The organism is Nocardioides jejuensis, from assembly GCF_004337475.1.
Lineage (GTDB): Bacteria > Actinomycetota > Actinomycetes > Propionibacteriales > Nocardioidaceae > Nocardioides > Nocardioides jejuensis.
Map to the genome: position 1 here is coordinate 17746 of NZ_SJZJ01000026.1, position 24168 is coordinate 41913.

The following is a 24168-nucleotide window of genomic DNA, read 5'->3' on the forward strand; positions in this document are numbered from 1 at the left end:
TGACCTCATGAGTACGACGACGGGTGCCGGCCTCGGCTACCACCAGCTGCAGCGCAGCGGCCCGCGGGAGATCTGGCGGCCGGCACTCGGCGTACTCGCGGTGCTCACCGGGATGTCCCTGCTGTCGATCCTCTTCGGCATCGTCGCGGTGGGGGTCGATCTGGTTCTTCCAGGCGGGCCGACCGCCAGTGACAACCCGTTCGACGACCCGGGTTCGATCATCATGGCGGGCATCCTGCTCGGCCTCGCTGCCGCGATCCCGCTGGTGTTGGTGCTGGCCTGGGCCCTGCACGGCACCCGGCCGGGATTCCTGGTCTCCGTCGTCGGGCGGATCCGCTGGCGCTTCTTCACCGGCTGCCTGGGTCTGGCGATCGTCGCGATGATCGCCACGGTGGTCGTCGGCTCCCTGGTCCCCAGCGGGACCCGCGGCGAGCTGACGGCGTCGCCGCATCCGTTCGACGCGCGGATGGCGGCCCTCCTGGTGACGGTCGCGCTCCTCACGCCCCTGCAGGCGGCGGGGGAGGAGTTCGTCTTCCGCGGCTACCTGACCCAGGCATTCGGCGGGATCTTCCCGACGGCCTTCGCGGTGGTCTTCCCGGCTCTGGTGTTCGCGATCTTCCACGGCTTCGGACAGAGCTGGCCGGTCTTCGTCGATCGCTTCGCCTTCGGCCTGGTGGCTGGCGTCCTGGTGGTGCTGACGGGCGGGATCGAGGCGGGCCTGGCGATGCACGTGGTCAACAACTGGCTCGCCTTCGGCTTCGCCATCGTCTCCGGCAACCTCGGCGAAGCGCTGCAGCCGACGGGTGGCACGTGGTGGTCGCTGCCGGGCACGCTCACCCAGTCGCTGGTCTACCTGGCGCTCGCCGTCTGGCTCGCCCGGCGCCAGGGGCTCACCACCCGCGCTACGCGCTGAGGTCGACGAGCAGCAGCGGGCCGCCGTCGTAGCGGCCACCGTCGATGGCGAGCGCCTTGCCGTCGGCGTACGACAGCGTGCCGTGGCCGGGCGTCGTGCCGCGCAGGGTCGCGACGATGCTGTGGCCGTGCACGACGCGGTCGCCGCCGTACGCCGCGAGCAGGCTCGCGGCCTGCTCGACGCCCTTCGCCCCGACGAACCGTCGGCGCTGCGCCAGCCCGCGCCAGACCTCGGCGACGCCTCCGGGATCGGCGCGCGTGAGCAGGCTCGTGACGTGGGCGTTGACGGCATCGACGCTCCGCCCCCACCCGAGGTACGCCGTGGTGTCGCTGTGGACGAGAAGGTCGGACCCGATGCGCGCCATCGCGGGCAACCGGCTCAGCCAGGCGACGTCGTCGGGCGTCAGTCCTGCCTGGTCGCGCGCGATGCCACCGTTGCGCTGCCAGACCGGGAGGTAGCCCTCGTCGGGGTGCAGCCACATGCCGAGTGCGAGCACCTCGTGGTTGCCGAGCAGCACGTGCACCTGTCCGGGGGCCTCCTCCTGGAGGCGGCGCACGAGCCGGATGACGCCGATGCCGTCGGGGCCGCGATCGAGCAGGTCGCCGAGGACGAAGAGCTGGTCCTCACCTCCCGACCAGTGCTCGCTGGCATCGATCAGGCCCTCGCTGCGCAGTGACCGCACGAGGTCGTCGCGGTGGCCGTGGATGTCGCTGATCGCGAAGGCACGGGCGGTGGGGGAGGGCACGGCTCCATCCTCGCAGCGACCACCGACAGCGGCCGATTCGGCCGCTCCGCCGGGCATCGTTTTGGAGGTCCGGATGGGCTCCGTGTAGGGTTTTCCCTTGTCCCGGCAGTCCTCGGAGTGCGGGCGACACTGTGGGATATGGTGTAATTGGCAACACGACGGTTTCTGGTTCCGTTATTCAAGGTTCGAGTCCTTGTATCCCAGCTGAATCCGGTCTGATCGCCCTCAGCGATGAGGGTCACACAGTCCGGATTTGTGACGGAACGAAGGCAAACGCTAGAGTTCCGGAACGTTGCCAGCGAGTGATCGCCAGCAAATTGCCCCCGTTGTGTAGTGGCCTAGCACGTCGCCCTCTCAAGGCGGTAGCGCCGGTTCGAATCCGGTCGGGGGTACAACATCGAAGAAGGCTTCCCGAGACCGGGAAGCCTTCTTCGCTTTCCGGACAGCATCGAAGGAGCACTCATGGCCCAGGTCACCGCCGTCGCCGAGGCGATCGTCCCCGCAGCCCCGGCCCTCGTGCTCGAGGCGCTCGCCGACTACCGCGAGGCACGCCCCGCGATCCTCACGCCGGCCTACACCGAGTACCAGGTCGTGGAGGGCGGCGTCGGCGCCGGCACCGTCGCGTCGTGGCACCTGCACGCCACCGAGAAGCGCGTCCGCGAGGTCGTGGCCGACGTCGTCGTGACCAGCGACTCCGTCGTCGAGACGGACCGCAACTCCTCGATGGTCACCACGTTCACGGTCGCTGCCGCCGACGCCGGCACGACCGTCACGGTCACCACCACCTGGAACGGCGCCGGCGGCGTGGGCGGCTTCTTCGAGAAGACCTTCGCTCCGCTCGGACTGCGCCGCATCCACGGCGAGCTCCTCGCCAACCTCTCCTCGTACGTCGCACGCTGAGCCGTCGCCTCCTGAGGCTGCTTGCTGACAGCTCGCACCGTCCCGGCGTGCCTTCTCTGGCTCCGGACGAATCGGACCTAGCGTGGGCCGCGAGATGACCACGCAGCTCCCTGACCTCGCCACCCAGGAGCGCCTGCGCGTCACGACGAACGGTGACTTCCGCGAGTTCGATGCCGACGAGGTGCTCGGGCCGCTCGCGCTCCAGTGCGGCCCGGCTGGCTGGTCGGCGCGGGACGTTGGCGAGGAGCCGATGCTCTTCCTGGACGGCTGCCGGGTCGTCCAGCTCCCGCTCTTCCTGGGCCGCCCCGTGCAGCTCCGGGTAGGCGCTCCCGACGGTCAGCTGGTCGAGCTCGAGGTCGTCGAGTACGTCGAGTCGTTCCTCGAGTACGGCCCCGGCGACCCGATGCGCGGCGCCATGCGGCCGAAGCCCTCGGAAGCAGGTGCTGCTGACACGGACGTCGTGCCGGTCGCGGCGCCCGCACTGCCCGCGGCGTCCGCAGTGGCGGCGGTCGCGCGGGTCGTGACGCCGGTCGAGACGCCAGCCCCAGAGCAGCTCCCCGAGCGAACGCCGGAGCCCGTGCGGGTCCCCGTTGCCGCCGGGATGGTCGAGGCCCCGGCGACGCAGTCGGTGCCTGAGCCCGCACCGGCCGTCTCGTCTGCGCCGCCCGCACCCCGTCGTACGCCGGGGGTCGGCCCCGCCGCACCGTCCGCCGACGAACGGATGCTCGTGCTCGACGGCGTCAACGTGACCGTCGAGGGCACCCGGTTGCTCCGCGACATCTCCGTCGCGCTGCGCCCTGGCACCCTGACGGCGGTCATCGGTCCCTCGGGAGCGGGCAAGTCGACGCTGCTGCGGGCACTGACGGGGGAGCGGCCGGCCACCAGCGGGCGGGTCGTCTGGGACGGCCACGACCTGGACCGGGAGCGCGACCTTGCCCGGTTCCGGATCGGTGTCGTCCCGCAGGAGGAGCTCCTGCACCCGCAGCTCAGCGTCCGCCAGGAGCTGGCGTACGCCGCGGCCCTGCGCATGCCGCCCACCTCGACGCGCGCGGAGCGCGACGCCCGGGTCGGCGACGTCCTCGGACGGCTGGGCCTCGAGGGCCAACGCGACCAGCGGATCAGCAGCCTCTCCGGAGGCCAGCGCAAGCGCCTCGCGATCGCCGCCGAGCTGCTCACTGCCCCGGACCTGCTCTTCCTCGACGAGCCGACGACGGGCCTCGACCCGGGCTTCGACCGCAGCGTCATGGAGCAGCTGCGCGACCTCGCCCACGACGGGTGCACGGTCGTCGCGGTCACCCACTCCGTCATCGGGCTCGAGGCGTGCGACCAGGTCGTCGTCCTCGCCCGGGGCGGTCGGCTCGCCCACGTCGGGGCTCCCGAGACGCTGCTCGGTCACTTCGGCTGCCTCGACTATCCCGAGCTCTTCGACCTGCTGGAGACCGGCGAGGTCTCACCGGCAGCTGCCACCGTCGAGCGACCGAAGCTCAAGGCGCCGGGGACGCTGGTCGTCCCGGAGCGTCCTGCCCCCGCCGGGCAGCTGCTGACGCTGCTGCGACGTACGGCGGTGGCGGCGTTCTCCGATCGGCTGACCGTCGCGATGCTGGTGCTGATGCCGTTGCTACTGGGTGCGCTGAGCCGGGTGGTGCCGGGTGGCGCCGGGCTCTCGCTGACCACCGCGCACGCCAACGGCGTGGCCCGCGCCCGCCTGGGCGAGGAGGCGAACCAGCACCTCACGCTCCTGCTCGTCGCCGCCTGCCTGATGGGCGCTGCGATGACCGTGCGTGAGGTCGTCCGTGAGCGCGCCCTGCTCCGCCGCGAGTACGCCGTCGGCGTCTCGCCCGGCGCGTGGGTCTTCGCCAAGGGGGCGGTCCTCGGCCTGCTCTGCTTCGTCCAGGGTGTCGCCGTGACCTGGCTGGCGCTCGCCGGTCTGCCCGGTGCCGACGCCGCGGGCATCCACGGCTGGGGCACCCGCGAGATCGCGCTCTCCGTCGGCCTTCTCGCCACCGCGTCCGCATGGCTCGGCCTGCTCGTCTCCGCCCTCGTCCGGACCGTCGAGCAGACGATGCCGGCGCTGGTGGCCGTCGTGATGGGCCAGCTCGTGCTCTCCGGTGCGCTCGTCCAGGTCGCGGGTCGTCCCGGCCTCGAGCAGGTTGCATGGCTGGCTCCGGCCCGCTGGGCCCATGCCGCCAACGCGGTCAGCGTCCACCTGGAGCGTGCCAAGAACGGTATCCGCAGCGCGGTGCCCGACCCGCTCGCGGCGTACTCGACCGGGCAGTGGACGCACGACCTCGTGGTCCTCGCCGTCGTCGCCGTCGTGGCGCTGCTGACGACCGTGCAGCTGGTCCGTCGCTCGCTCCGCTGAGTCGGCTGTCAGTGCCTCCTGCGATGATCGGACCATGTGGACCGTGATGGAGTCGCCGGTGGGCGACCTGCGCATCGTCGAGCGCGGTGGCGCCGTGTCGGCGATCGAGTTCACGCCCTGGCGTCCGCCGGCCGACGGCCGTCCCCTGGGGGAGCGCGCCGATGACCATCCCGTGCTGGGTGCTGCGGTGCGGCAGCTGACGGAGTACTTCGCGGGTGACCGCACGACGTTCGACCTGCCGGTCGCGCCGCGCGGCACGGAGTTCCAGGAGCGCGTCTGGGCGCAGCTCCAGCGGATCCCCTTCGGCGAGACGATCACGTACGGCGAGATCGCCGGCCGCCTCGGGCAGACCGCCGCGGCCTCGCGCGCTGTGGGCCTGGCCAACGGCCGCAACCCGATCCCGATCGTGATCCCGTGCCACCGCGTGATCGGCGCTGACGGCTCGCTGACCGGCTACGCCGGCGGCATGGACCGCAAGCAGGTGCTGCTCGACCTCGAGCGCCAGGACGCCCTCTTCTGAGACGACAAGAGCCCCCGCCGATCAACGGCGGGGGCTCTTCTCATGAGGTCACTCGGCGGCGGCGCGGCGCAGCGACTCGGAGAGCCGTTCGGCGGCGGCCAGGACCGCCGGAGCGTGCATGCGGCCGGGCTGGCGCGAGAGGCGCTCGAGCGGGCCGGAGACGGAGACCGCGGCGATGATCTTGCCGCTGGGGGAGCGGACCGGCGCGGAGACGGACGCCACGCCCTGCTCGCGCTCGCCGACGGACTGGGCCCAGCCGCGGCGGCGGATGCCGGACAGGGCGGTGGCCGAGTAGGCGGCGTTCTGCAGGCCGCGGTGCATGCGCTCCGGGTCCTCCCAGGCGAGCAGCACCTGCGCCGCGGAGCCCGCGCGCATGGTCAGCTGCGAGCCGACCGGGATCGTGTCGCGGAGGCCGGACGGGCGCTCGGCGGCGGCGACGCACACGCGGTGCTCGCCCTGACGGCGCCAGAGCTGGGCGGACTCACCGGTGATGTCGCGCAGGCGGGCGAGGACCGGACCGGCGGCGGCGAGGAGGCGGTCCTCACCGGCAGCGGCGGAGAGCTCCGCGAGGCGCGGGCCGAGGACGAAGCGACCCTGCAGGTCGCGGGCGACCAGGCGGTGGTGCTCCAGCGCAACTGCGAGACGATGGGCCGTGGGGCGGGCCAGTCCGGTGCCGGCGACGAGGCCGGCGAGGGTGGCCGGGCCGGCCTCGAGAGCTGCGAGCACGAGGGCGGCCTTGTCGAGAACGCCGACTCCGCTGGTGTTGTCCATATGCCGATACTGACATCTCAATCCGTGGGATGCAAGCGTAGAGTCATTCTTGCCGTCCGGACCGGGCGGTCAATGGCACTGAGTCAAGGGAGACCTCCATGGGCAAGACCCTGTCGGAGAAGGTGTGGGACGAGCACGTCGTCCGCAGCGCTGAAGGCGAGCCGGACCTTCTCTACATCGACCTCCACCTCCTGCACGAGGTCACCTCGCCGCAGGCCTTCGACGGTCTCCGCATTGCCGGCCGCCAGGTCCGCCGCCCCGACCTGACCCTCGCGACCGAGGACCACAACGTCCCGACGCTCGACTGGGACAAGCCGATCGCGGACCCGGTCTCCAAGACCCAGGTCGACACCCTCCGCAAGAACGCTGCGGAGTTCGGCGTTCGCCTGCACCCGCTCGGCGACATCGAGCAGGGCATCGTCCACGTCGTCGGCCCGCAGCTGGGTCTGACCCAGCCCGGCATGACGATCGTCTGCGGTGACTCGCACACCTCGACCCACGGTGCGTTCGGCGCGATCGCGTTCGGCATCGGCACCTCCGAGGTCGAGCACGTCCTCGCGACGCAGACCCTGATGCAGGCCAAGCCGAAGACGATGGCCGTCACGGTCAACGGGCAGCTGCAGCCGGGCGTCACCGCCAAGGACCTGATCCTCTACCTGATCACGCAGACCGGCACCGGTGGTGGCCAGGGCTACATCGTCGAGTACCGCGGCGAGGCGATCGAGGCGCTCTCCATGGAGAGCCGCATGACGATCTGCAACATGTCGATCGAGTGGGGTGCCAAGGCTGGCCTCATCGCTCCCGACGAGACCACGTTCGCCTACATCGAGGGCAAGCCCGAGGCGCCGAAGGGTGCTGACTGGGACGCCGCCGTCGCGCACTGGAAGACCCTGGTCACCGACGCCGACGCGACCTTCGACAAGGAGATCGTGATCGACGCGGCCGACGTCACGCCGTTTGTCACCTGGGGCACCAACCCGGGCCAGGGCGCGCCGCTCGGTGCCAACGTGCCGACCCCCTCGGACTTCGAGGACGAGCAGGACCGCATCGCCGCCGAGAAGGCGCTGGAGTACATGGGCCTCGAGGCCGGCCAGCCGCTGCGCTCGGTCAAGGTCGACACGGTCTTCGTCGGCTCCTGCACCAACGGCCGCATCGAGGACCTGCGCCTCGCCGCCGACATCATCAAGGGCCACAAGGTCGCCGAGGGCACCCGCCTGCTCGTCGTCCCGGGCTCGGTCCGCGTCCGCAACCAGGCGATGGAGGAGGGCCTCGACAAGGTCTTCATCGAGGCCGGTGCGGAGTGGCGTGGCGCTGGCTGCTCGATGTGCCTGGGCATGAACCCGGACACGCTCAAGCCGCAGGAGCGCTCCGCCTCGACGTCCAACCGCAACTTCGAGGGCCGTCAGGGCAAGGGCGGTCGCACGCACCTCGTCTCGATCCCCGTCGCTGCCGCCACCGCCGTCAAGGGCACGCTGGCTTCGCCGGCCGACCTGGTCTGATTCGGAAGGACCTGAACATCATGGAGAAGTTCACCTCCCACACCGGTACGGCGCTCCCGCTGCGTCGTTCGAACGTCGACACCGACCAGATCATCCCGGCGGTCTACCTCAAGCGCGTCACCCGCTCGGGCTTCGAGGACGGGCTGTTCGCCGCCTGGCGCAACGACCCGGAGTTCGTCGCCAACAAGCCGGAGTACCAGGGCGTCTCCGTCCTCGTCGCCGGCCCCGACTTCGGCACCGGCTCGTCGCGTGAGCACGCTGTCTGGGCGCTCATGGACTACGGCTTCAAGGTCGTGCTCTCGAGCCGCTTCGCGGACATCTTCCGGGGCAACTCCGGCAAGGCCGGCCTGCTCTCCGTCCCGGTCGAGCAGGACGTCATCGAGCAGCTCTGGGACCTCATCGAGGCCGACCCGACCACGCAGGTCACGGTCGACCTCGAGGCCAAGACCGTCACCGCCGGTGACCTGGTCGCGCCGTTCGAGATCGACGACTACACGCGCTACCGCCTGCTCAACGGTCTCGACGACATCGGCATCACCCTCGGCAACGAGGCCGACATCGCGGCGTACGAGGCCACGCGCCCGTCGTTCAAGCCGGTCACGCAGTGATCTGACGCGTTTCCCCTTGCCTGCAAGGAGAAACGCGAACACGAAGGGCCCGGATGCGTCAGCGTCCGGGCCCTTCGTCGTACGCCGGAGCCGCTGGTGATCGCGAAAAACGTGAGGCGAAAGCCCGCGTAGTCGTTGTGGCGGTCGCCGTGAGTCCCTACGTTGCGAGGAAGACGCGTCGGGGTCGGCCCGACCAGCTGCTCCGGAAGGAACCCCGTGAACAAGACTCAGCTGATCGACGCGCTGGCTGCGCGCTATGAAGGCAATCGCAAGGCCGCGGCCGCTGCGCTCGATGCGGTGCTCGACACCATCACGCGTGAGGTCGCCCGCGGCGAGAAGGTCGCGATCACCGGATTCGGCTCGTTCGAGAAGCGGATCAGGCCCGCGCGCATGGTCCGCAACCCGCGCACTGGCGAGCGGATCAAGGCCAAGAAGACCGCCATCCCGAAGTTCACCGCGGGCGCGGACCTGAAGGCCGTGATCTCGGGCGCCAAGAAGCTCCCCAAGCTCGAGCTGCCCAAGCTCGGCGGCAAGCCCGCCGCTGCCGCGAAGGGTGCTGCGACCAAGGCCGCCGCGCCGGCCAAGAAGACCGCCGCTGACGTTGCCAAGAAGGCAGCGCCCGCGAAGAAGGCGACCTCTGCTGCCACACGCAAGGCGGTCGCCCCGGCCAAGAAGGCTGCGACGACGGCTGCCAAGAAGGCGGCGCCGGCGAAGGCCGCCGCCACCAAGGCTGCGGCTCCGGCGAAGAAGGCTGCGACCACGGCCGCCAAGAAGGCTGCTCCCGCGACCAAGGCTGCCTCGTCGGCCGCGAAGAAGGCCACTGCGCCTGCCAAGGCGGCGGCGACCAAGGCCGTGGCTCCCGCCAAGAAGGCCGCGGCGCCCGCGAAGAAGGCGGCCACCAAGGCCGCCGCCCCGGCCAAGAAGGCTGCGACCACGGCTGCCAAGAAGGCGGCTCCCGCGAAGAAGTCGCCGGCAGCCAAGAAGGCCCCGGCGAAGAAGGCCGCCTCCTCCTGATCGACCACAGTTGCGGCGCCGTCCCTCCGCGGGGCGGCGCCGCAGCGGCGTTTCCGCGTGGGACGTGGGCGCTACGGCAGGCGAGTCGATAGCCTGCTCCCGTTGTGCGTGACGCGGTGTCGCTGCCGCGAGATGGGTGAGGTGTGACGTGACGCAGCGAAAGTGGCCGCGCAAGCCGGGAGCGGGCTTCCGGGTCGGTGAGGCGATCCTGCTTCCGACGCTGACCGCGATGAGCAGTCGGACGTGGATCGACGGCGACAAGATCCCCGCGACCGGTGGCGTCGTGCTCGTCGCCAACCACGTCACCAAGATCGACCCGCTGACGATCGCCCACTTCGTGCACCACCACGGCCGGCTGCCGCGGTTCCTCGCCAAGGCGGGCATCTGGGACGTCCCCGGCCTCGGCTGGATCATGCGTGACACGGGACAGATCCCGGTGGCCCGCATGTCGGGCGATGCCCACAACGCCTTCGAGGCTGCGGAGCAGGCACTGCGCACGGGGGAGTGCATCGTCGTCTACCCCGAGGGCACCGTGACGCGCGACCCCGACCTCTGGCCGATGCGCGGCAAGACCGGCGCAGCTCGCATGGCGCTGGCCGCCGGCGTACCCGTCGTACCCGTCGGGCACTGGGGCGAGCAGGAGATCCTGCCGCCGTACGCCACGCGTCCCCACCTCTTCCCGCGCAAGCGGATCGTCGTCAAGGCCGGCGACCCGGTCGACCTGGCCGACCTCATGGGTGGCGAGGTGACCGCCGAGAAGGTCGCCGAGGCGACCGACCGGATCATGGCCGCGCTCACCGCAGTTGTCGCGGACCTGCGCGGTGAGGCGGCACCGGTCGAGCGGTTCGACCCGAAGGCAGCGGGCGTGGCCGAGATCGGCAACCCCAAGAAGCAGAAGCGGAAGAAGGGTCAGGCGTGAGCAAGATCGCCGTGTTCGGTGCGGGCTCGTGGGGCACCGCTTTCTCGATGGTGCTCGCCGACGGCGGCAACGACGTCACGATCTGGGGCCGCCGCGAGGAGGTCTGCCAGACCATCAACGAGCGCCGGGAGAACACCGACTACCTGCCCGGCATCGAGCTGCCGCCGACCATCTCGGCGACGCACGACGCCGAGCGGGCGCTGTCGGGCGCCGACGTCGTCGTCCTCGCGACCCCGAGCCAGTCGCTCCGCGAGAACCTCGCCGAGTGGGCGCCGTACATCCCGAACAAGGCCGTCATGGTCTCGCTGATGAAGGGCGTCGAGCTCGGCACCCTCAAGCGCATGAGCGAGGTCATCGCCGAGGTCACCGACGCCGGTCCCGACCGGATCGCCGTCGTCAGCGGCCCCAACCTGGCCAAGGAGATCGCCCGCCGCGAGCCCGCCGCCTCCGTCGTCGCGTGTGCCGACGAAGAGGTCGCCAAGATGCTCCAGGCGCAGTGCCACTCGCCGTCGTTCCGGCCGTACACCTCGGTGGACGTCCTCGGCTGCGAGCTCGGCGGCGCCTACAAGAACGTCGTCGCCCTCAGCGTCGGCATGGCGGTCGGCCTCGGCTTCGGCGACAACACCACCGCATCCGTGATCACCCGTGGCCTCGCCGAGACCGCTCGCCTGGCGATGGCGCTCGGGGCGAACCCGCTGACGCTGATGGGCCTCGCGGGCCTCGGCGACCTCGTCGCCACCTGCTCGTCGCCGCTGTCGCGCAACCGCACGTTCGGCGAGAAGCTCGGTCAGGGCATGACCACCGAGGACATCTACGCCTCCACGCGCCAGGTCGCCGAGGGCGCGAAGTCGTGCTCGTCGCTGCTCGCGCTCGCCGAGCGCACCGGTGTCGACGCCCCGATCGCGGAGCACGTCAACGCCGTCGTCGCGGGCCAGATGACCGCCACCGACATGATGGAGTCGTTCATCGGCCGCGACACCAAGGCTGAGACCGACTGAGCGAGGGCGCGAGTCGAGCTTGCTCGATCTCGTGTCCCGAGCGAGGGAGGTGCAGGAGCGCAGCGAGTGCTGACCGACTGAGCGAGCGGTCCGGCCCGACTGGGCACGGGCGTAGCGGCACTCTGCGCACGTCATTGCGTGCGCAGAGTGACACCAACTGGTTGTCCAGTCGCTCGGCCGCGCCGACCTCAGCCGACGAGCGTGTCGAGGGCGATCCGCAGGTCGTCCCACAGGTCGTCGACGTGCTCGACGCCGACGCTCATCCGCACGAGGTCCTCGGGGATCGTCTGCGACTCGGTCTTCCAGCGGCGCCGGCGCTCGAACGTCGACTCCACGCCGCCCAGCGACGTCGCGTGGACCCAGATCTTCGTCTTGTGGACGAGGAGATCGGCCGCGAGTGCCCCCTGGGTGAACTCGACACCCACCACCGCACCGAAGCCCGGGTAGCGGACCGTCGCGATCGCCGGGTGCTCGCCGAGGCGGCGTACGAGCTCGCGGGCGTTGTCCTGGGCGCGCTCGACGCGGAGGTGCAGGGTGCGCAGGCCACGCAGCGCCAGCCACGCCTCCATCGGACCGGGTACGGCGCCCGTGAGGTCGCGTCGCTTCTTGAGTACGTCGAACAGCTGCTCGTCGCGGGTGATGAGCGCACCCATCAGCACGTCGCTGTGGCCGGAGATGTACTTCGTGGCCGAGTGGAGAACGAGATCCACGTCGTCAGCGAGAGGCTGCTGGAGCAGGGGAGTGGCGAAGGTGTTGTCGACGACCACGTAGGCGCCCGCCGCGTGCGCGGCGCGGGTGATCGCCGGGATGTCGGCCACCTCGAGGGCCGGGTTGGTCGGCGACTCGAGCCAGACCAGGGCGGCGTCCTCGCACGCAGCGATGACGGCCGCGGTGTCCTCGATGTCGACGAGCACCCCGGTCAGCCGGCCACGGGCCTCGAGGTCGGCGAGCTGCATGATGCTGCCCTGGTACGAGTGGCGGGGCATGACGACCTTCGCGCCCTGGCCGACCAGGTCGAGCACGCAGGCGACCGCGGCCAGTCCGCTCGCGAACGACAGGCACCGACCGCCCTCGAGGGCCCCCAGTGCCTCCTCGAACGCCGTCCACGTGGGGTTGCCGTACCGGCCGTACTCGGTGTCGCCGCCCGCGACGTAGACAGAGGCCAGCGTGACCGGCGTGTTGAACGGTGCATCGGGCGTCCGCTCGGGGCGCCCGGCGTGGACCGCGACGGTCGCCGGACGGCGTACGGGCTGACCGTCAGGCGAGGTGGAGGAACCGGACACGACGGGGGACTGGTCAGTCATGGGGACCAGCCTAGGGAATACTCGGGCGCGTGAATGACGAGACTCTCACCCAGCTTGCCGCCGACATCGACGCCACCTGCCGCCTGCGCGGCGAGTTCGTCCTGCGCTCCGGGCAGGTCTCCGACACATACTTCGACAAGTACCTCTTCGAGGCGCAGCCGGCGCTGCTCGAGCGTGTTGCGCAGCAGATGGTCGACCTGCTCCCGGAGGGCACCGAGCTGCTCGGCGGCCTCGAGATGGGCGGCATCCCGATCGCGACGATGGTGAGCGCGAAGACGGGCATCCCGGTGATCTTCATCCGCAAGAAGGCCAAGGAGTACGGCACCGCCAAGCTCGCCGAGGGCCCGGCCTTCGACGGCAAGCGCGTCACGCTGATCGAGGACGTCATCACCTCCGGCGGCGCCGTGCGCGACGCCGTCAACGTGCTTCGTCCCGCCGGTGCGATCATCGACACGGTCGTCTGCGCGATCGACCGCAGCCCCGAGGGCAACCCTCTCGACGACGTCGCTCTCGAGATCCGTCCGGTGCTGACCCGCGCCGACCTCGACGCTGCCGCGGGGGCCCGAGGATGAACGCCGGCGACCAGTCGGGCAAGCCCCGCATCGTCGTCCTCTTCGGCGGTCGTTCCACCGAGCACGGCATCTCGTGCGTCACCGGCGGCAGCGTCCTCGCCGCCGTCGACACCACGAAGTACGACGTCGTCCCCGTCGGCATCACGCAGGACGGCCAGTGGGTGCTGGAGTCCGGCGACCTCGACCGGCTGAAGATCAAGGACCGCCAGACCCCGACCGTCGACGGCTCCCGTCCGCCCGTGACCCTGACCCAGGTCGAGGACGGCTCCGAGCTCGTGGTCCACGAGGCCACCGGCCCGCGAAGCCTCGGGCACGTCGACGCGGTCTTCCCGCTGCTGCACGGTCCGTGGGGCGAGGACGGCACGCTCCAGGGCCAGCTCGAGATGGCCGGCGTCCGCTACGTCGGCGCCGGCGTCCTGGCGTCCGCGGTGAGCATGGACAAGGGCTTCATGAAGGTGGCGCTGGCTGCTGCCGGCGTTCCGGTCATGCCGTCCATCGTCGTCACCGCCCGCGAGTGGGCGCGCGACGCGGCGGAGTGCCGCGCGCGCTCCGAGGAGCTCGGCTACCCGCTCTTCGTGAAGCCGGCCCGCGGTGGGTCCAGCATCGGCATCTCCAAGGTGCACGACGCTTCGGAGCTCGACGCTGCGATCGCGACCGCGATGGAGCACGACCCGCGCGTGCTGGTCGAGGGCTTCGCTGCCGGCGTTCGCGAGATCGAGTGCGGCGTCCTCCAGCTGCCCGACGGCGAGCTGCGCACGTCGCTGCCGGCCGAGATCCGCATCGGCGGCGACCACGAGTTCTACGACTTCGAGGCGAAGTACCTGCCCGGCGAGCACACCGAGATCGACTGCCCGGCGAAGGTCGACGACGACCTCCTCGCCCGGATGCAGGAGCTCGCGGCGGTCACCTTCGACGCCGTCGCCTGCGAGGGGCTCGCGCGCGTGGACTTCTTCGCGTTCCCGGACGGCTCGCTCGTCGTCAACGAGCTGAACACGATGCCCGGGTTCACGCCGAGCTCGATGTACCCGCAGATGTGGGGTGCGTCCGGCATCGACTACACCGAGCTGGTCGACCTGCTGATCCAGCAGGCGCTCAGCCGCGGCACCGACCTGCGCTGAGGCGTCAGACGCAGCGTTCGGCCTGCGGGATCGCCTTCTTCACGAGTCCGGCGATGGTCGACAGCGCGTCACCGGCGAACGCCGCGTCGCGGCGGTGCTCCGCGGGGATGTCCACCTCGACGACCGGGTCGCGCCCGATCGTGTAGATCGTCAGGTCCTCCGAGAGGTCGCCGAACTGGTCGGTCGGGACGTACCACCCGACACCGTTGACCTCCTCGCACGGGGCGCCCGGCTGGAAGTCGGCGGGCATGGCGACTCCGCAGGTCAGCACGACGGCCGGATCGCCCCAGGCATGGCCGAGCGCAGTACGCGGCACGACGGCGCGCGTGACCAGGCTCTCGAGGGTGGCCGGCAGCTCGCGCACGAGTCGCTGGCAGGTGCTGCGCTCCGTGGCGTCGACCTTCGGGGTGGCGATCTCGATGCTGGCGGCGCCGCAGCCGGTCAGCAGGACGGCGACGACGGGCAGCACGAGGAGGCGCGGGGACATGGCCCGCATCCTCCCACCGCCCCCCGGTCAGAGACGTACGACGGGGCAGGCGAGCGTCCGCGTGATGCCGTCGAGCGCCTGGATCTTCGCCACGACGTCGGTGCCCAGGGCGTCGACGCTGCGGGCCTCGGCGCGGACGATCACGTCGTACGGACCGTTGACGTCGTCGGCCGAGACCACCCCCGGAACGGCCGTCAGCGCGTGCGTCACCTCCGCGGCGTGACCAACGTCGGTCTGGATCAGGATGTAGGCGTGGACGGTCATCTCGGCCTCCCGTGTCGCGGACCGCAAGCGTTGCGGTGGACTACTCAACGTACTCCGATCGCGGCGCGTGTCGACCCCCTCGCGGTCACCGGGTGACTGATGGGATGGGGCCATGGCCGCCGTACCTCCCGGAGCACCCTTCCCCCCGAGCGCCACGCTCGCCGACATCGGCGAGTTCCCGCTGATCGATGCGCTGACCGCGCTCTTCGACACCGCGGAGCACGTGCTCGTCGGGCCCGGCGACGACGCCGCCGTCCTGCGGATCCGCAACGGCCACCTCGTGGTCTCGACCGACCTGATGGTCGAGGGGCGCCACTTCCGCCGTGACTGGGTCCCGGCCGAGGACGTCGGTGCCCGTGCCGCCGCGCAGAACCTCTCCGACATCAACGCGATGGGCGGCACCGCCACCTCGGTCACCCTCGGCATCGCTGCCCCGGCCGACCTGCCGGTGGCGTGGGTGCTCGACTTCGCTCGCGGTTTCGCCGCCGAGTGCGCGAAGGTCGGCGCCGTCGTCGTCGGCGGTGACGTCACGCGCTCCGAAACGCTCGTCCTCGCGGTCACGGTCATGGGCGGTTGCACGGTCTCGCCGGTGCTCCGCTCGGGTGCGCAGCCGGGCGACGTGGTCGCGCTCTGCGGACGCCAGGGCTGGGCCGCAGGTGGCCTCGCCGTCCTCGGTCGCGGATTCCGCTCGCCCCGCGTGCTCGTGGAGGCCTACCGCCGCGCCGACCCGCCGTACGCCGCCGGGCAGGTCGCCGCCGACGCCGGCGCCACCGCGATGATCGACGTCTCCGACGGCCTGGTCGCCGACGCGGGCCACATCGCCACCGCATCCGGTGTCGTCATCGACATCCGCAGTGATGCGTTCGAGATCCCCGAGCCGCTCCACGCGATCGGGTCGGCGCTCGGCGCCGACCCGATGCAGTTCATCCTGGGCGGGGGAGACGACCACCCGCTCCTGGCGTCCTTCGGCTCAGCTGCCGACGTGCCGAAGGGCTGGACCGTCATCGGCTCGGTGCGTGCGGCCGACGACGACGGAGCGCGTGTGCTGGTCGACGGGGCGCCGTACGCCGGTCCGGCGGGCTGGACGCACTTCTAGCTCGCCGAGACGAGGCTTGTGCCGCGCCGAGACGAGGCTTGTGCGACGCCGAGACGGGGCTTGTGCTCCTCCGCTTCGCTCCTCCGCACAAGCCCCGTCTCGGCTCAGGCGCTGACGTGTCCTGACCACCGGCGATCAAATGACGAAGGCCCCGCCGAGCGCGGTGCGCTCAGCGGGGCCTTCGTCATTTGATCAGCGAGTGACCTTGCCAGCCTTCAGGCAGCCGGTGCACACGTTGAGGCGCTTCGGGGCACCGTTGACGGTGGCGCGAACGCGCTGGATGTTCGGGTTGAAGCGACGCTTCGTGATCTTGCGCGACCACGGACGGTTGTTGCCGAAGCCGGGCTTCTTGGCGCAGATGTCGCAGACGGCAGCCACGGGTAACTCCTGAGGATCGAATTGGAACGAGGTCTTCGAGTCCCACGGACAGCCACACGACCACACAGTCAGGGGCGTCGGCACGGGACAACCGCACAAGGGTAAGCGAAAGCGCGCCGCGCACGCGAATCGGCCGCTGCTCCCGTGTGTGGGTGGCAGCCACTAGCCTGTGCGCTGCAACCGTACGCCGACCGGTAGGCGTGGTGCAGGTCACGAGCGCGAGAGGCGGTGGAGATGTTCGACGTGACGACGGTGGTCCGCTTCGTCGAGCTCGCGACCGACGCTCTCGCGGAGGCCCGCGAGGAGATCGACGCCCTCAACGTCTACCCCGTTCCGGACGGCGACACGGGCACCAACATGTTCCTGACCGTGCAGGCCGGTCGCGACGCGCTGCTCGACTCCGTCGCCCGCGGCGACGACACCGACACCGCGCTCAAGGCGCTCGCCCGCGGCTCCCTGATGGGCGCGCGCGGCAATTCGGGCGTGATCCTGAGCCAGTTGCTCGGCGCCCTCGTCGCCCGCATGCGCAAGGCCGGTCCGGACGAGCGCAAGTCCGTCGTCCTCGCCGAGGCCTTCCGTGACGGCTGCATCGCGTCGTACGCCGCCGTGGGCACGCCCGTCGAGGGCACGATCCTCAGCGTCATGAAGGCCGCAGCCGACGCCGCCATGGAGGTTGCTCCCAACGACAGCTCTGCCCCGACGATCGCCGCTGCGGCCGAGGCGGCGCGGGTCGCCCTGGAGCGCACGCCGCAGCAGCTGAAGCTGCTCGCCGACTCGGGCGTCGTCGACGCGGGCGGCCGTGGTCTGGTCGTCGTGTTCGAGGCGGCGGAGACGGCTCTGACCGGCCGCCGCCGCGTCGAGCCGACGAAGGCGCGTGGCGCGCGCAGCGTCCCCGTCCTGCTTCCGACCGATGACCTGACCGAGGACGGTCCGGCGTACGAGGTGATGTATCTCCTCGACGCCGAGGACGACGTCGTCGGCGACCTGCGCGCGGAGCTCGCCGGGCTCGGTGACTCGCTCGTCGTCGTGGGCGGCGACGGCCTGTGGAACGTCCACATCCACACCGACGACGTCGGTGCCGCGATCGAGGCCGGCATCCACGTCGGCCGTCCGCACCGGGTCCAGGTGACCCACTTCGCCGAGCAGATCGCTGCGGCGAAGGCGCGTCGCCCGAGCCGCCTCGGACGCAAGATCGTCGCCGTCACGGCCGGTCCCGGCCTCCAGGAGCTCTTCGCCGAGGCGGGCGCGATCACGGTCGCGACGGAGCCGGGCAGGCGTCCCAGTGCCGGCGAGATCCTGCACGCCATCGACGCCAGCGGCGCGGCCGAGGTCGTCGTGCTCCCCAACGACCCCGACTCGCTGCAGGTCGCCGAGATCGCGGCGCGCGGCGCCGAGGAGTCCGGCAAGGTCAAGGTCGCCGTCATCCCCAGCCAGGCGCAGGTCCAGGGCCTGGCCGCGGTCGCGGTGCACGAGCCGGGTCGGCCCTTCGACCAGGACGTGGTCGCCATGACAGCGGCAGCTCGCCACGCGCGCCACGGGGCGGTCACGATCGCTGCCCGCAAGGCGATCACCACCGCCGGCGCCTGCAGCCCCGGCGACGTGCTGGGCGCGATCGACGGCGACTTCGTGGTGGTCGGTGACGATCTCTTCGACGTCGCCTACGGCGTGCTCGGTCGCCTCATCGGCGGTGGTGGCGCCGAGCTCGTGACCCTGGTGGCGGGCGAGGGTGCAGGCGATCTTGCCGAGCGCCTCGAGAAGATGGTGGCCCGACGGCACCCGGTCCTCGAGGTCGTCGTCTACGACGGCGGCCAGAGCCGCTACCCGCTGCTGGTCGCAGTGGAGTGACGAGCAGGGCCGCAACGTGATCGATCTCGGGACCCCGGTGGCTGCCGTCCTCGGCGACCAGCCCCGCAAGCGCAAGGCGATCGTCGAAGGCCTCGGCATCGAGACCGTCGGCGACCTGCTTCACCACTTCCCGCGTCGCTACCTCGAGACCGGCAAGCTCAGCGACCTCGGAAGCCTGCGCGAAGGCCAGCTGCTCACGATCATCGGCGAGGTCGCTGCCTCGGACACGAAGTCCTACACCGACCGGCGCACTGGCAAGCCGGCGTACCGGGTCGAGGTGCTGCTGCGCGCCGACGGTGCGGGGCGGTTGAAGATGACGTTCTTCGCCAAGAGCCAGTGGATCGTGAAGAGCTGGGGCGAGAAGCTCCACCCCGGCCGTCGCGGCGTCTTCCAGGGCAAGGCGTCGCAGTTCGGCCAGCAGTGGCAGCTCACCAACCCGTCGATGGTCCTCTTCGGACCGCAGGGATCCGGCGCAGCGGACGAGACCGGCGCGCTGCTCTCGATGGAGACGATGCCGAAGTTCTTCCCGATCTACCCGCTCACCAAGGGCGTCGAGACCTGGGACCTCCAGCGGGCGTGCGCCTTCGCCCTCACGGTGCTGGACGAGATCCCTGAGCCCCTCGACGACGACCTCCGCAGCCGGTACGACGTGGTCGGCCGGCGTCAGGCGATCGAGTGGATCCACGCGCCGGACGAGTTCGCGCAGGTCAGCGCAGCCCGGCGGCGGTTCCGGTTCGAGGAGGCGCTGACGCTGCAGCTGGTCCTCGGCAGGAGGCGCCGCGAGCTGATGGCGCAGGGTGCACAGGCGCGCACCGGGGGAGTGACGCGGATCCTCGAGGCGTTCGACGCGCGGCTGCCGTTCGACCTCACCCAGGGCCAGCGGGCCATTGGCGAGGTGCTCGAGGCAGAGCTCGCGCAGCCGCATCCGATGCACCGGCTGCTGCAGGGCGAGGTCGGCTCCGGCAAGACGCTCGTGGCGCTGCGGGCCATGCTCCGCACGGTCGACTCAGGTGGTCAGGCAGTCCTGCTGGCGCCGACGGAGGTGCTCGCCCAGCAGCACTTCCGTTCGATCAGCGCCATGCTCGGCGACCTCGCCGGCGGCGGGATGCTCGGGGGAGCGGAGGAGTCGACGGGCGTCGCTCTGCTGACCGGATCGATGACGAAGCAGCAGCGGCAGCAGGCGCTCCTCGACATCGTCACCGGCGACGCCGGCATCGTCATCGGCACCCACGCACTCCTGGAGAAGTCGGTCCAGTTCCAGGACCTCGGCCTGGTGGTCGTCGACGAGCAGCACCGCTTCGGTGTCGAGCAGCGGGCTGCGCTCACCGACAAGGCCGGCTCGCCGCCCCACGTCCTGGTCATGACCGCCACGCCGATCCCGCGCACCGTGGCGATGACCGTCTTCGGAGACCTGGAGGTCTCCACCCTCACCGAGCTCCCCGCGGGTCGGGCGCCGATCCAGACCAACGTCGTGCCGCTGGCCGACGCGCCGCACTGGTTGGGCAGGGTCTGGGAGCGCGTCCGCGAGGAGGTCGGCAAGGGCCACCAGGCCTACGTCGTGTGCCCCCGCATCTCCGGAGACGTCGTCGAGACCGGCCAGCAGGACGTCCTCCAGTACGACGAGGACGGCAACCCGATCGCGCCGCCGCGGCCCCTCGCAGCGGTGGAGGAGGTGGCCGCCGAGCTGCGGTCCGGTGCGCTCAACGGTCTCCGGGTCGGCGTACTGCACGGGCGGTTGCAGCCGGAGGAGAAGGACCGCACGATGCGGGCGTTCCAGGCCGGAGAGATCGACGTCCTCGTCTCCACGACGGTCATCGAGGTCGGTGTCGACGTCGCCAACGCGACCGCGATGGTGCTGCTCGACGCCGACCGGTTCGGCGTCTCCCAGCTGCACCAGCTGCGCGGTCGCGTCGGCCGTGGTGGGCTGCCCGGTCTCTGCCTGCTCGTGTCCTGGGCGGGCTACGGCACGGACGCGCGCGCACGCCTCGATGCGGTGGCCTCGACGACCGACGGTTTCGCGCTCAGCCAGGTCGACCTCGAGCAGCGCCGCGAGGGCGATGTCCTCGGCAAGCGTCAATCCGGTGGTCGCTCGTCGCTCTTCACGCTCAAGGTGCTCCGCGACGAGGACGTCATCGTCGAGGCCCGCCGCGCAGCCGACGAGCTGCTCGATCAGGACCTCGCCCTCGGACAGGTGCCACTGCTGCGCGCCGCCGTGGAGGAGACTGAGCGCTCGGTCGAGTCCGAATTCCTGGAACGGAGTTGAGATGACGCGGATCATCGGGGGTACCGCGGGCGGTCGCCGGCTCGAGACACCCAAGGGACAGACGACCCGTCCCACGAGTGACCGGGTGCGCGAGGCGCTCTTCTCCGCCATCGAGTCGTGGTGCGGCTCGCTCGACGGCCTCCGCTTCCTCGACCTGTACGCCGGCAGCGGTGCCGTCGGCCTCGAGGCACTGTCGCGCGGAGCCGGCGTGGCGACGTTCGTCGAGCAGGACCGCCGCACCGCCACCCTGATCAGCCGCAACGCCAAGGCGCTCGGTTTCGCCGCGGACGTGATCGCCCACAGTGTCGGCACGGTCCTGTCGGGCGCACCGCGGGCGTCGTACGACGTGATCTTCCTGGACCCGCCCTACCCGCTGCCCGATGCGGAGGTCGATGCCGACCTGGCCAAGCTTGTCGCCCAGGGCTGGCTGGCTGCCGACGCGCTGGTCGTGGTCGAGCGGGCGAGCAAGCGGTCGACGACGACCTGGCCGGAGGGCATCACGCCGCTCCGCGAGCGCAAGTACGGCGAGACGCTGCTGCGCTATGGTCACGCAGCGTCCGTCGGTGCAGACGAGCCTGACGGCGACCAAGGGGAGTAGAACGTGCGTATCGCAGTGTGCCCGGGGTCGTTCGACCCGGTGACGAACGGTCACATCGACATCTTCAGCCGCGCCGCCGGCCTCTTCGACGAGGTCATCGTGGCGACCGGCCTGAACCCGTCCAAGACGCGCCTGTTCACGCCCGACGAGCGCATCGACATGCTCACCGAGGTGTGCCGGCAGTTCCCCAACGTGCGGGTCTCGGGCTTCAACGGTCTGCTGACGGCGTTCTGCCAGGAGCAGGGTGCGGTCGCGATCGTGAAGGGCCTCCGCGCCGTCAGCGACTACGAGTACGAGCTGCAGATGGCGCAGATGAACTCCTCGCTCGCCGAGGTGGAGACGGTCTTCATCCCGACCAGCCCCGAGTACTCCTTCCTGGCGTCGAGCCTGGTCAAGGAGGTCGCGATGTTCGGCGGAGACGTCTCGGGCCTGGTTCCCGACTTCGTCCGTGAGCGTCTGATCACCCGTCTCGAGGAGCGCAAGCGCTCCACGTCCTGACGCGTTTTGCTGGACGCGGTGACGCGCCGGTAGACTCCGCCCGTTCTGTTCTGCCCTGATTGAGATGACGTGAGTTCCCACCTGGACCCGAGAGCGCCGCTCGTGCTCGACACTTTCGAGCTCGGCCGCCGCCCGGGGTCCCAGTTGGAAGTCACGCTGACCGTTCCGGCGCCGGCAGATCTCGGCATCGAGCTCCTCGGTGTCCCGGAAGGCGCAGAGGTCGAGCTTGACCTCCGGCTGGAAGCGGTCATGGAGGGCGTTCTCGTCACCGGGTCGGCGTACGCCGATCTCGAGGGCGAGTGCGCGCGGTGCCTGGAGCCGATCCACGACGAGATCGAGGCGCGGTTCCAGGAGCTTTTCGTCTACGACGACGAGAAGCGCGACGCAGATGACGACGAGGAAGAGCTCCGCACGGAGGGCGACCTGGTCGACCTCGAGCCGGTGTTGCGTGACGCGGTGGTGCTCGTGCTGCCGTTCCAGCCCCTGTGCCAGGACGACTGTCCCGGACTGTGCATCGACTGTGGTGCGCGGCTCGCGGATGATCCGGACCACACGCATGAGGCGCCGATTGACCCCCGCTGGGCCGGCCTGTCCGCCCTGCAGGACCCCAAGACAAGCAAGACCGAAGACTGACAAGTCCGGCCTGACCAGGTCGGACGAAGCTAGAGGAGAAGACAGTGGCTGTTCCGAAGCGGAAGATGTCGCGCAGCAACACCCGTCACCGCCGTTCGGCGTGGAAGGCCGTCGTTCCGACGCTGGCCACCTGCTCGAACCCGGCGTGTGGTGCCAAGGTTCTCCCGCACCGTGCGTGCGGCGAGTGTGGCCAGTACGGCGCCAAGGCGGCTCGCCGCCAGGTCCTCTGAGCCTGACTCCAGGTTCACGGCCCTGACCACGTACGGCGAGCTCCGGGCAGCGCTCGGCGATCCAGTTCTGGACGCCGAGCTGCTCGAGCGCGCCCTCACACACCGTTCGTTCGCCTACGAGAACGGCGGCCTGCCGACCAACGAGCGTCTGGAGTTCCTGGGCGACTCGGTGCTCGGCATCGTGGTCACCGAAGCGCTCTACCGCACCCACCCGGACCTCTCCGAGGGCCGGTTGGCGAAGCTGCGCGCTGCGGTCGTCAACGCCCGCGCGCTCGCGGTCGTTGCCCGCATGATCGGCCTCGGCGAGCACATCAAGCTCGGCAAGGGCGAGGAGTCGACCGGTGGTCGTGACAAGGCCTCGATCCTGTCCGACACGGTCGAGGCCGTCATCGGTGCGGTCTATCTCTCCGGCGGCTTCGAGGTCGCCGGCGCACTGATCCACCTCCTGTTCGACCCGCTGATGGAGGACGCCGCCAAGCTCGGCGCCGGCCTCGACTGGAAGACGTCGCTGCAGGAGCTCTCCGCCGAGCGGTCGCTCGGCGTCCCGGAGTACGTCATCGAGGGCTCCGGCCCCGACCACATGCGCCACTTCGTCGCGCAGGTCCGCGTCGGTGACCAGCTCTACGGCCACGGCGAGGGTCGCTCCAAGAAGGAAGCCGAGCAGCAGGCTGCCGAGACGGCGTACACCGAGATCTCGGCGATCCCGGTCGAGTCGCCCGAGACCGCCGCGGGCTGATGCCCGAGCTGCCCGAGGTCGAGGTCGTACGCCGCGGCCTCGAGGCCCACGCGCTCGACCGCGTGATCACCGGGGTGGAGGTCCTCCACGACCGGCCCGTACGCCGTTCGCCCGGCGGCGCCGCGGCGTTCGCCGACGCGCTGGCGGGACGCACCTTCACCGCCGCTCGGCGCCGCGGCAAGTACCTCTGGCTGCCGCTCGACACGGGCGACGCGGTGCTGGGTCATCTCGGCATGAGCGGCCAGATGCTGGTCCAGCCCGTCGGGGCGCCGGACGAGAAGCACCTCCGGGTCCGCTTCCGCCTCGACGACGGCCAGGAGCTGCGCTTCGTCGACCAGCGCATGTTCGGCGGTGTGGCGCTGTCGCCCGGGGGAGCGGAGCTTCCCCAGGAGATCGCGCACATCGCCCGCGACCTGCTCGACCCGGCGTTCGACCTCGACGACTTCGTACGCCGCGTCCGCCGCCGCACCAGCGGCGTCAAGCGGCTGTTGCTCGACCAGACCCTGGTCAGCGGCGTCGGCAACATCTACGCCGACGAGGCCCTGTGGCGCGCGGGCCTCCACGGTGAGCGTCCGGGTGACCGGCTGACGCGTGCCCAGGTGCTCGACCTTGCCGGGCACGCGCGTGACGTCATGACCGAGGCGCTCGCTCAGGGCGGCACCTCGTTCGATGCGCTCTACGTCAACGTCAACGGGCAGTCGGGCTACTTCGAGCGTTCGCTCAACGCCTACGGCCGCGAGGACGAACCCTGCCGTCGATGCGGCACCGCCATGCGTCGCGCCGCCTTCATGAACCGCTCGTCGTACTTCTGCCCGACCTGCCAGAAGCCCCCGCGGCGAGGCCGCGCGTAACCCCGCGCCAGCCACCGGCCTGCACCTAGGATGCGGGTGTGCGACG

Annotated in this window: 26 protein-coding genes and 2 tRNA genes; 22 read left to right on the plus strand and 6 right to left on the minus strand. The window is 70.9% G+C overall.

Annotated elements, in window-relative coordinates; all coding sequences use genetic code 11:
- The first annotated feature begins 7 nt into the window (after positions 1–7).
- Positions 8–913: a CPBP family intramembrane glutamic endopeptidase gene (locus tag EPD65_RS13665; RefSeq protein WP_131585080.1), complete on the plus strand. Its 906-nt coding sequence runs from the start codon at positions 8–10 to the stop codon at positions 911–913.
- Here EPD65_RS13665 and EPD65_RS13670 read toward each other — a convergent pair.
- Positions 903–1658: a metallophosphoesterase gene (locus EPD65_RS13670; RefSeq protein ID WP_243640601.1), complete on the minus strand. Its 756-nt coding sequence runs from the start codon at positions 1656–1658 to the stop codon at positions 903–905. The genes EPD65_RS13665 and EPD65_RS13670 overlap by 11 nt on opposite strands.
- Positions 1659–1790: 132 nt before the next feature.
- On the opposite strand from EPD65_RS13670, the gene EPD65_RS13675 reads away from it, so the two are divergent.
- The 5 genes from EPD65_RS13675 to EPD65_RS13695 all read left to right on the plus strand — a co-directional run bounded on the left by EPD65_RS13675 (position 1791) and on the right by EPD65_RS13695 (position 5440).
- Positions 1791–1862, plus strand: a tRNA-Gln gene (locus EPD65_RS13675).
- 115 nt (positions 1863–1977) lie between these two features.
- Positions 1978–2050, plus strand: a tRNA-Glu gene (locus tag EPD65_RS13680).
- Positions 2051–2120: 70 nt separating this feature from the next.
- Entirely contained in the window at positions 2121–2558 is a 438-nt protein-coding gene (locus EPD65_RS13685) for an SRPBCC family protein (protein ID WP_131585084.1), read from the plus strand.
- A 94-nt stretch (positions 2559–2652) separates the two neighbouring features.
- Entirely contained in the window at positions 2653–4920 is a 2268-nt protein-coding gene (locus EPD65_RS13690; RefSeq protein ID WP_131585086.1) for an ATP-binding cassette domain-containing protein, read from the plus strand.
- 34 nt (positions 4921–4954) lie between these two features.
- Complete coding sequence (locus EPD65_RS13695; protein WP_131585087.1) at positions 4955–5440, plus strand: methylated-DNA--[protein]-cysteine S-methyltransferase; 486 nt, start codon at positions 4955–4957, stop codon at positions 5438–5440.
- A 48-nt stretch (positions 5441–5488) separates the two neighbouring features.
- On the opposite strand, the gene EPD65_RS13700 is transcribed toward EPD65_RS13695, so the two are convergent.
- The gene (locus EPD65_RS13700) at positions 5489–6211 is read right to left on the minus strand and encodes an IclR family transcriptional regulator (protein ID WP_107700199.1); all 723 of its coding nucleotides are present in this window, start codon (positions 6209–6211) and stop codon (positions 5489–5491) included.
- Between the two features lie 98 nt (positions 6212–6309).
- On the opposite strand from EPD65_RS13700, the gene leuC reads away from it, so the two are divergent.
- From leuC to EPD65_RS13725, 5 genes are all read left to right on the plus strand, one after another.
- Positions 6310–7710 (plus strand): 3-isopropylmalate dehydratase large subunit, encoded by a 1401-nt coding sequence (gene leuC / locus EPD65_RS13705; RefSeq protein WP_131585089.1) that lies wholly within the window; start codon positions 6310–6312, stop codon positions 7708–7710.
- Between the two features lie 20 nt (positions 7711–7730).
- Positions 7731–8318, plus strand: coding sequence for a 3-isopropylmalate dehydratase small subunit (gene leuD, locus EPD65_RS13710; RefSeq protein ID WP_131585091.1), 588 nt, complete (start codon positions 7731–7733; stop codon positions 8316–8318).
- Positions 8319–8534: 216 nt separating this feature from the next.
- Positions 8535–9332 carry an HU family DNA-binding protein gene (locus tag EPD65_RS13715; RefSeq protein WP_131585093.1) on the plus strand — a complete coding sequence of 266 codons (798 nt, stop codon included), beginning with the start codon at positions 8535–8537 and terminating at the stop codon, positions 9330–9332.
- Positions 9333–9480: 148 nt separating this feature from the next.
- Complete coding sequence (locus EPD65_RS13720; protein WP_243640602.1) at positions 9481–10251, plus strand: lysophospholipid acyltransferase family protein; 771 nt, start codon at positions 9481–9483, stop codon at positions 10249–10251.
- A complete protein-coding gene (locus tag EPD65_RS13725) occupies positions 10248–11249 on the plus strand; it encodes an NAD(P)H-dependent glycerol-3-phosphate dehydrogenase (RefSeq protein WP_131585095.1) in 1002 nt (333 codons plus the stop codon). Before EPD65_RS13720 ends, EPD65_RS13725 begins: the two co-directional genes overlap by 4 nt.
- Positions 11250–11437: 188 nt before the next feature.
- Here the strand turns inward: EPD65_RS13725 and EPD65_RS13730 are convergent, their stop codons facing one another.
- Positions 11438–12553 carry a trans-sulfuration enzyme family protein gene (locus EPD65_RS13730; protein ID WP_131585096.1) on the minus strand — a complete coding sequence of 372 codons (1116 nt, stop codon included), beginning with the start codon at positions 12551–12553 and terminating at the stop codon, positions 11438–11440.
- A 29-nt stretch (positions 12554–12582) separates the two neighbouring features.
- On the opposite strand from EPD65_RS13730, the gene pyrE reads away from it, so the two are divergent.
- Together pyrE and EPD65_RS13740 are read left to right on the plus strand one after the other, a co-directional pair.
- A complete protein-coding gene (pyrE, locus tag EPD65_RS13735) occupies positions 12583–13125 on the plus strand; it encodes an orotate phosphoribosyltransferase (RefSeq protein WP_131585098.1) in 543 nt (180 codons plus the stop codon).
- Positions 13122–14243: a D-alanine--D-alanine ligase family protein gene (locus tag EPD65_RS13740; RefSeq protein WP_131585100.1), complete on the plus strand. Its 1122-nt coding sequence runs from the start codon at positions 13122–13124 to the stop codon at positions 14241–14243. The genes pyrE and EPD65_RS13740 overlap by 4 nt, the downstream gene beginning before the upstream one ends.
- Positions 14244–14247: 4 nt before the next feature.
- Here EPD65_RS13740 and EPD65_RS13745 read toward each other — a convergent pair whose 3' ends face one another.
- Positions 14248–14730 (minus strand): DUF3515 domain-containing protein, encoded by a 483-nt coding sequence (locus EPD65_RS13745; RefSeq protein ID WP_165873013.1) that lies wholly within the window; start codon positions 14728–14730, stop codon positions 14248–14250.
- 27 nt (positions 14731–14757) lie between these two features.
- Entirely contained in the window at positions 14758–14994 is a 237-nt protein-coding gene (locus tag EPD65_RS13750) for an Lrp/AsnC ligand binding domain-containing protein (RefSeq protein WP_131585104.1), read from the minus strand.
- 112 nt (positions 14995–15106) lie between these two features.
- On the opposite strand from EPD65_RS13750, the gene EPD65_RS13755 reads away from it, so the two are divergent.
- On the plus strand, positions 15107–16090 hold the full coding sequence (locus tag EPD65_RS13755; RefSeq protein ID WP_131585106.1) for a thiamine-phosphate kinase: 984 nt from the start codon (positions 15107–15109) through the stop codon (positions 16088–16090).
- A gap of 192 nt (positions 16091–16282) precedes the next feature.
- Here EPD65_RS13755 and rpmB read toward each other — a convergent pair whose 3' ends face one another.
- Entirely contained in the window at positions 16283–16468 is a 186-nt protein-coding gene (rpmB, locus tag EPD65_RS13760; RefSeq protein WP_107700189.1) for a 50S ribosomal protein L28, read from the minus strand.
- Between the two features lie 234 nt (positions 16469–16702).
- Here rpmB and EPD65_RS13765 point away from each other — a divergent pair, with 234 nt between their 5' ends.
- From EPD65_RS13765 to mutM, 8 genes are all read left to right on the plus strand, one after another.
- The gene (locus tag EPD65_RS13765) at positions 16703–18313 is read left to right on the plus strand and encodes a DAK2 domain-containing protein (protein WP_131585108.1); all 1611 of its coding nucleotides are present in this window, start codon (positions 16703–16705) and stop codon (positions 18311–18313) included.
- A 16-nt stretch (positions 18314–18329) separates the two neighbouring features.
- Positions 18330–20576, plus strand: a complete 2247-nt coding sequence (locus EPD65_RS13770) for an ATP-dependent DNA helicase RecG (RefSeq protein WP_131585110.1) — start codon at positions 18330–18332, stop codon at positions 20574–20576.
- A gap of 1 nt (position 20577) precedes the next feature.
- A complete protein-coding gene (gene rsmD / locus EPD65_RS13775; RefSeq protein WP_131585112.1) occupies positions 20578–21174 on the plus strand; it encodes a 16S rRNA (guanine(966)-N(2))-methyltransferase RsmD in 597 nt (198 codons plus the stop codon).
- 3 nt (positions 21175–21177) lie between these two features.
- A complete protein-coding gene (gene coaD, locus EPD65_RS13780; protein ID WP_131585114.1) occupies positions 21178–21672 on the plus strand; it encodes a pantetheine-phosphate adenylyltransferase in 495 nt (164 codons plus the stop codon).
- 102 nt (positions 21673–21774) lie between these two features.
- A complete protein-coding gene (locus EPD65_RS13785) occupies positions 21775–22305 on the plus strand; it encodes a YceD family protein (RefSeq protein WP_207891561.1) in 531 nt (176 codons plus the stop codon).
- Positions 22306–22349: 44 nt separating this feature from the next.
- On the plus strand, positions 22350–22535 hold the full coding sequence (rpmF, locus tag EPD65_RS13790; RefSeq protein ID WP_131585118.1) for a 50S ribosomal protein L32: 186 nt from the start codon (positions 22350–22352) through the stop codon (positions 22533–22535).
- Between the two features lie 22 nt (positions 22536–22557).
- The gene (rnc, locus tag EPD65_RS13795; RefSeq protein WP_243640604.1) at positions 22558–23271 is read left to right on the plus strand and encodes a ribonuclease III; all 714 of its coding nucleotides are present in this window, start codon (positions 22558–22560) and stop codon (positions 23269–23271) included.
- A complete protein-coding gene (gene mutM, locus EPD65_RS13800) occupies positions 23271–24122 on the plus strand; it encodes a bifunctional DNA-formamidopyrimidine glycosylase/DNA-(apurinic or apyrimidinic site) lyase (RefSeq protein ID WP_131585121.1) in 852 nt (283 codons plus the stop codon). Before rnc ends, mutM begins: the two co-directional genes overlap by 1 nt.
- The last annotated feature ends 46 nt before the right edge of the window (positions 24123–24168 follow it).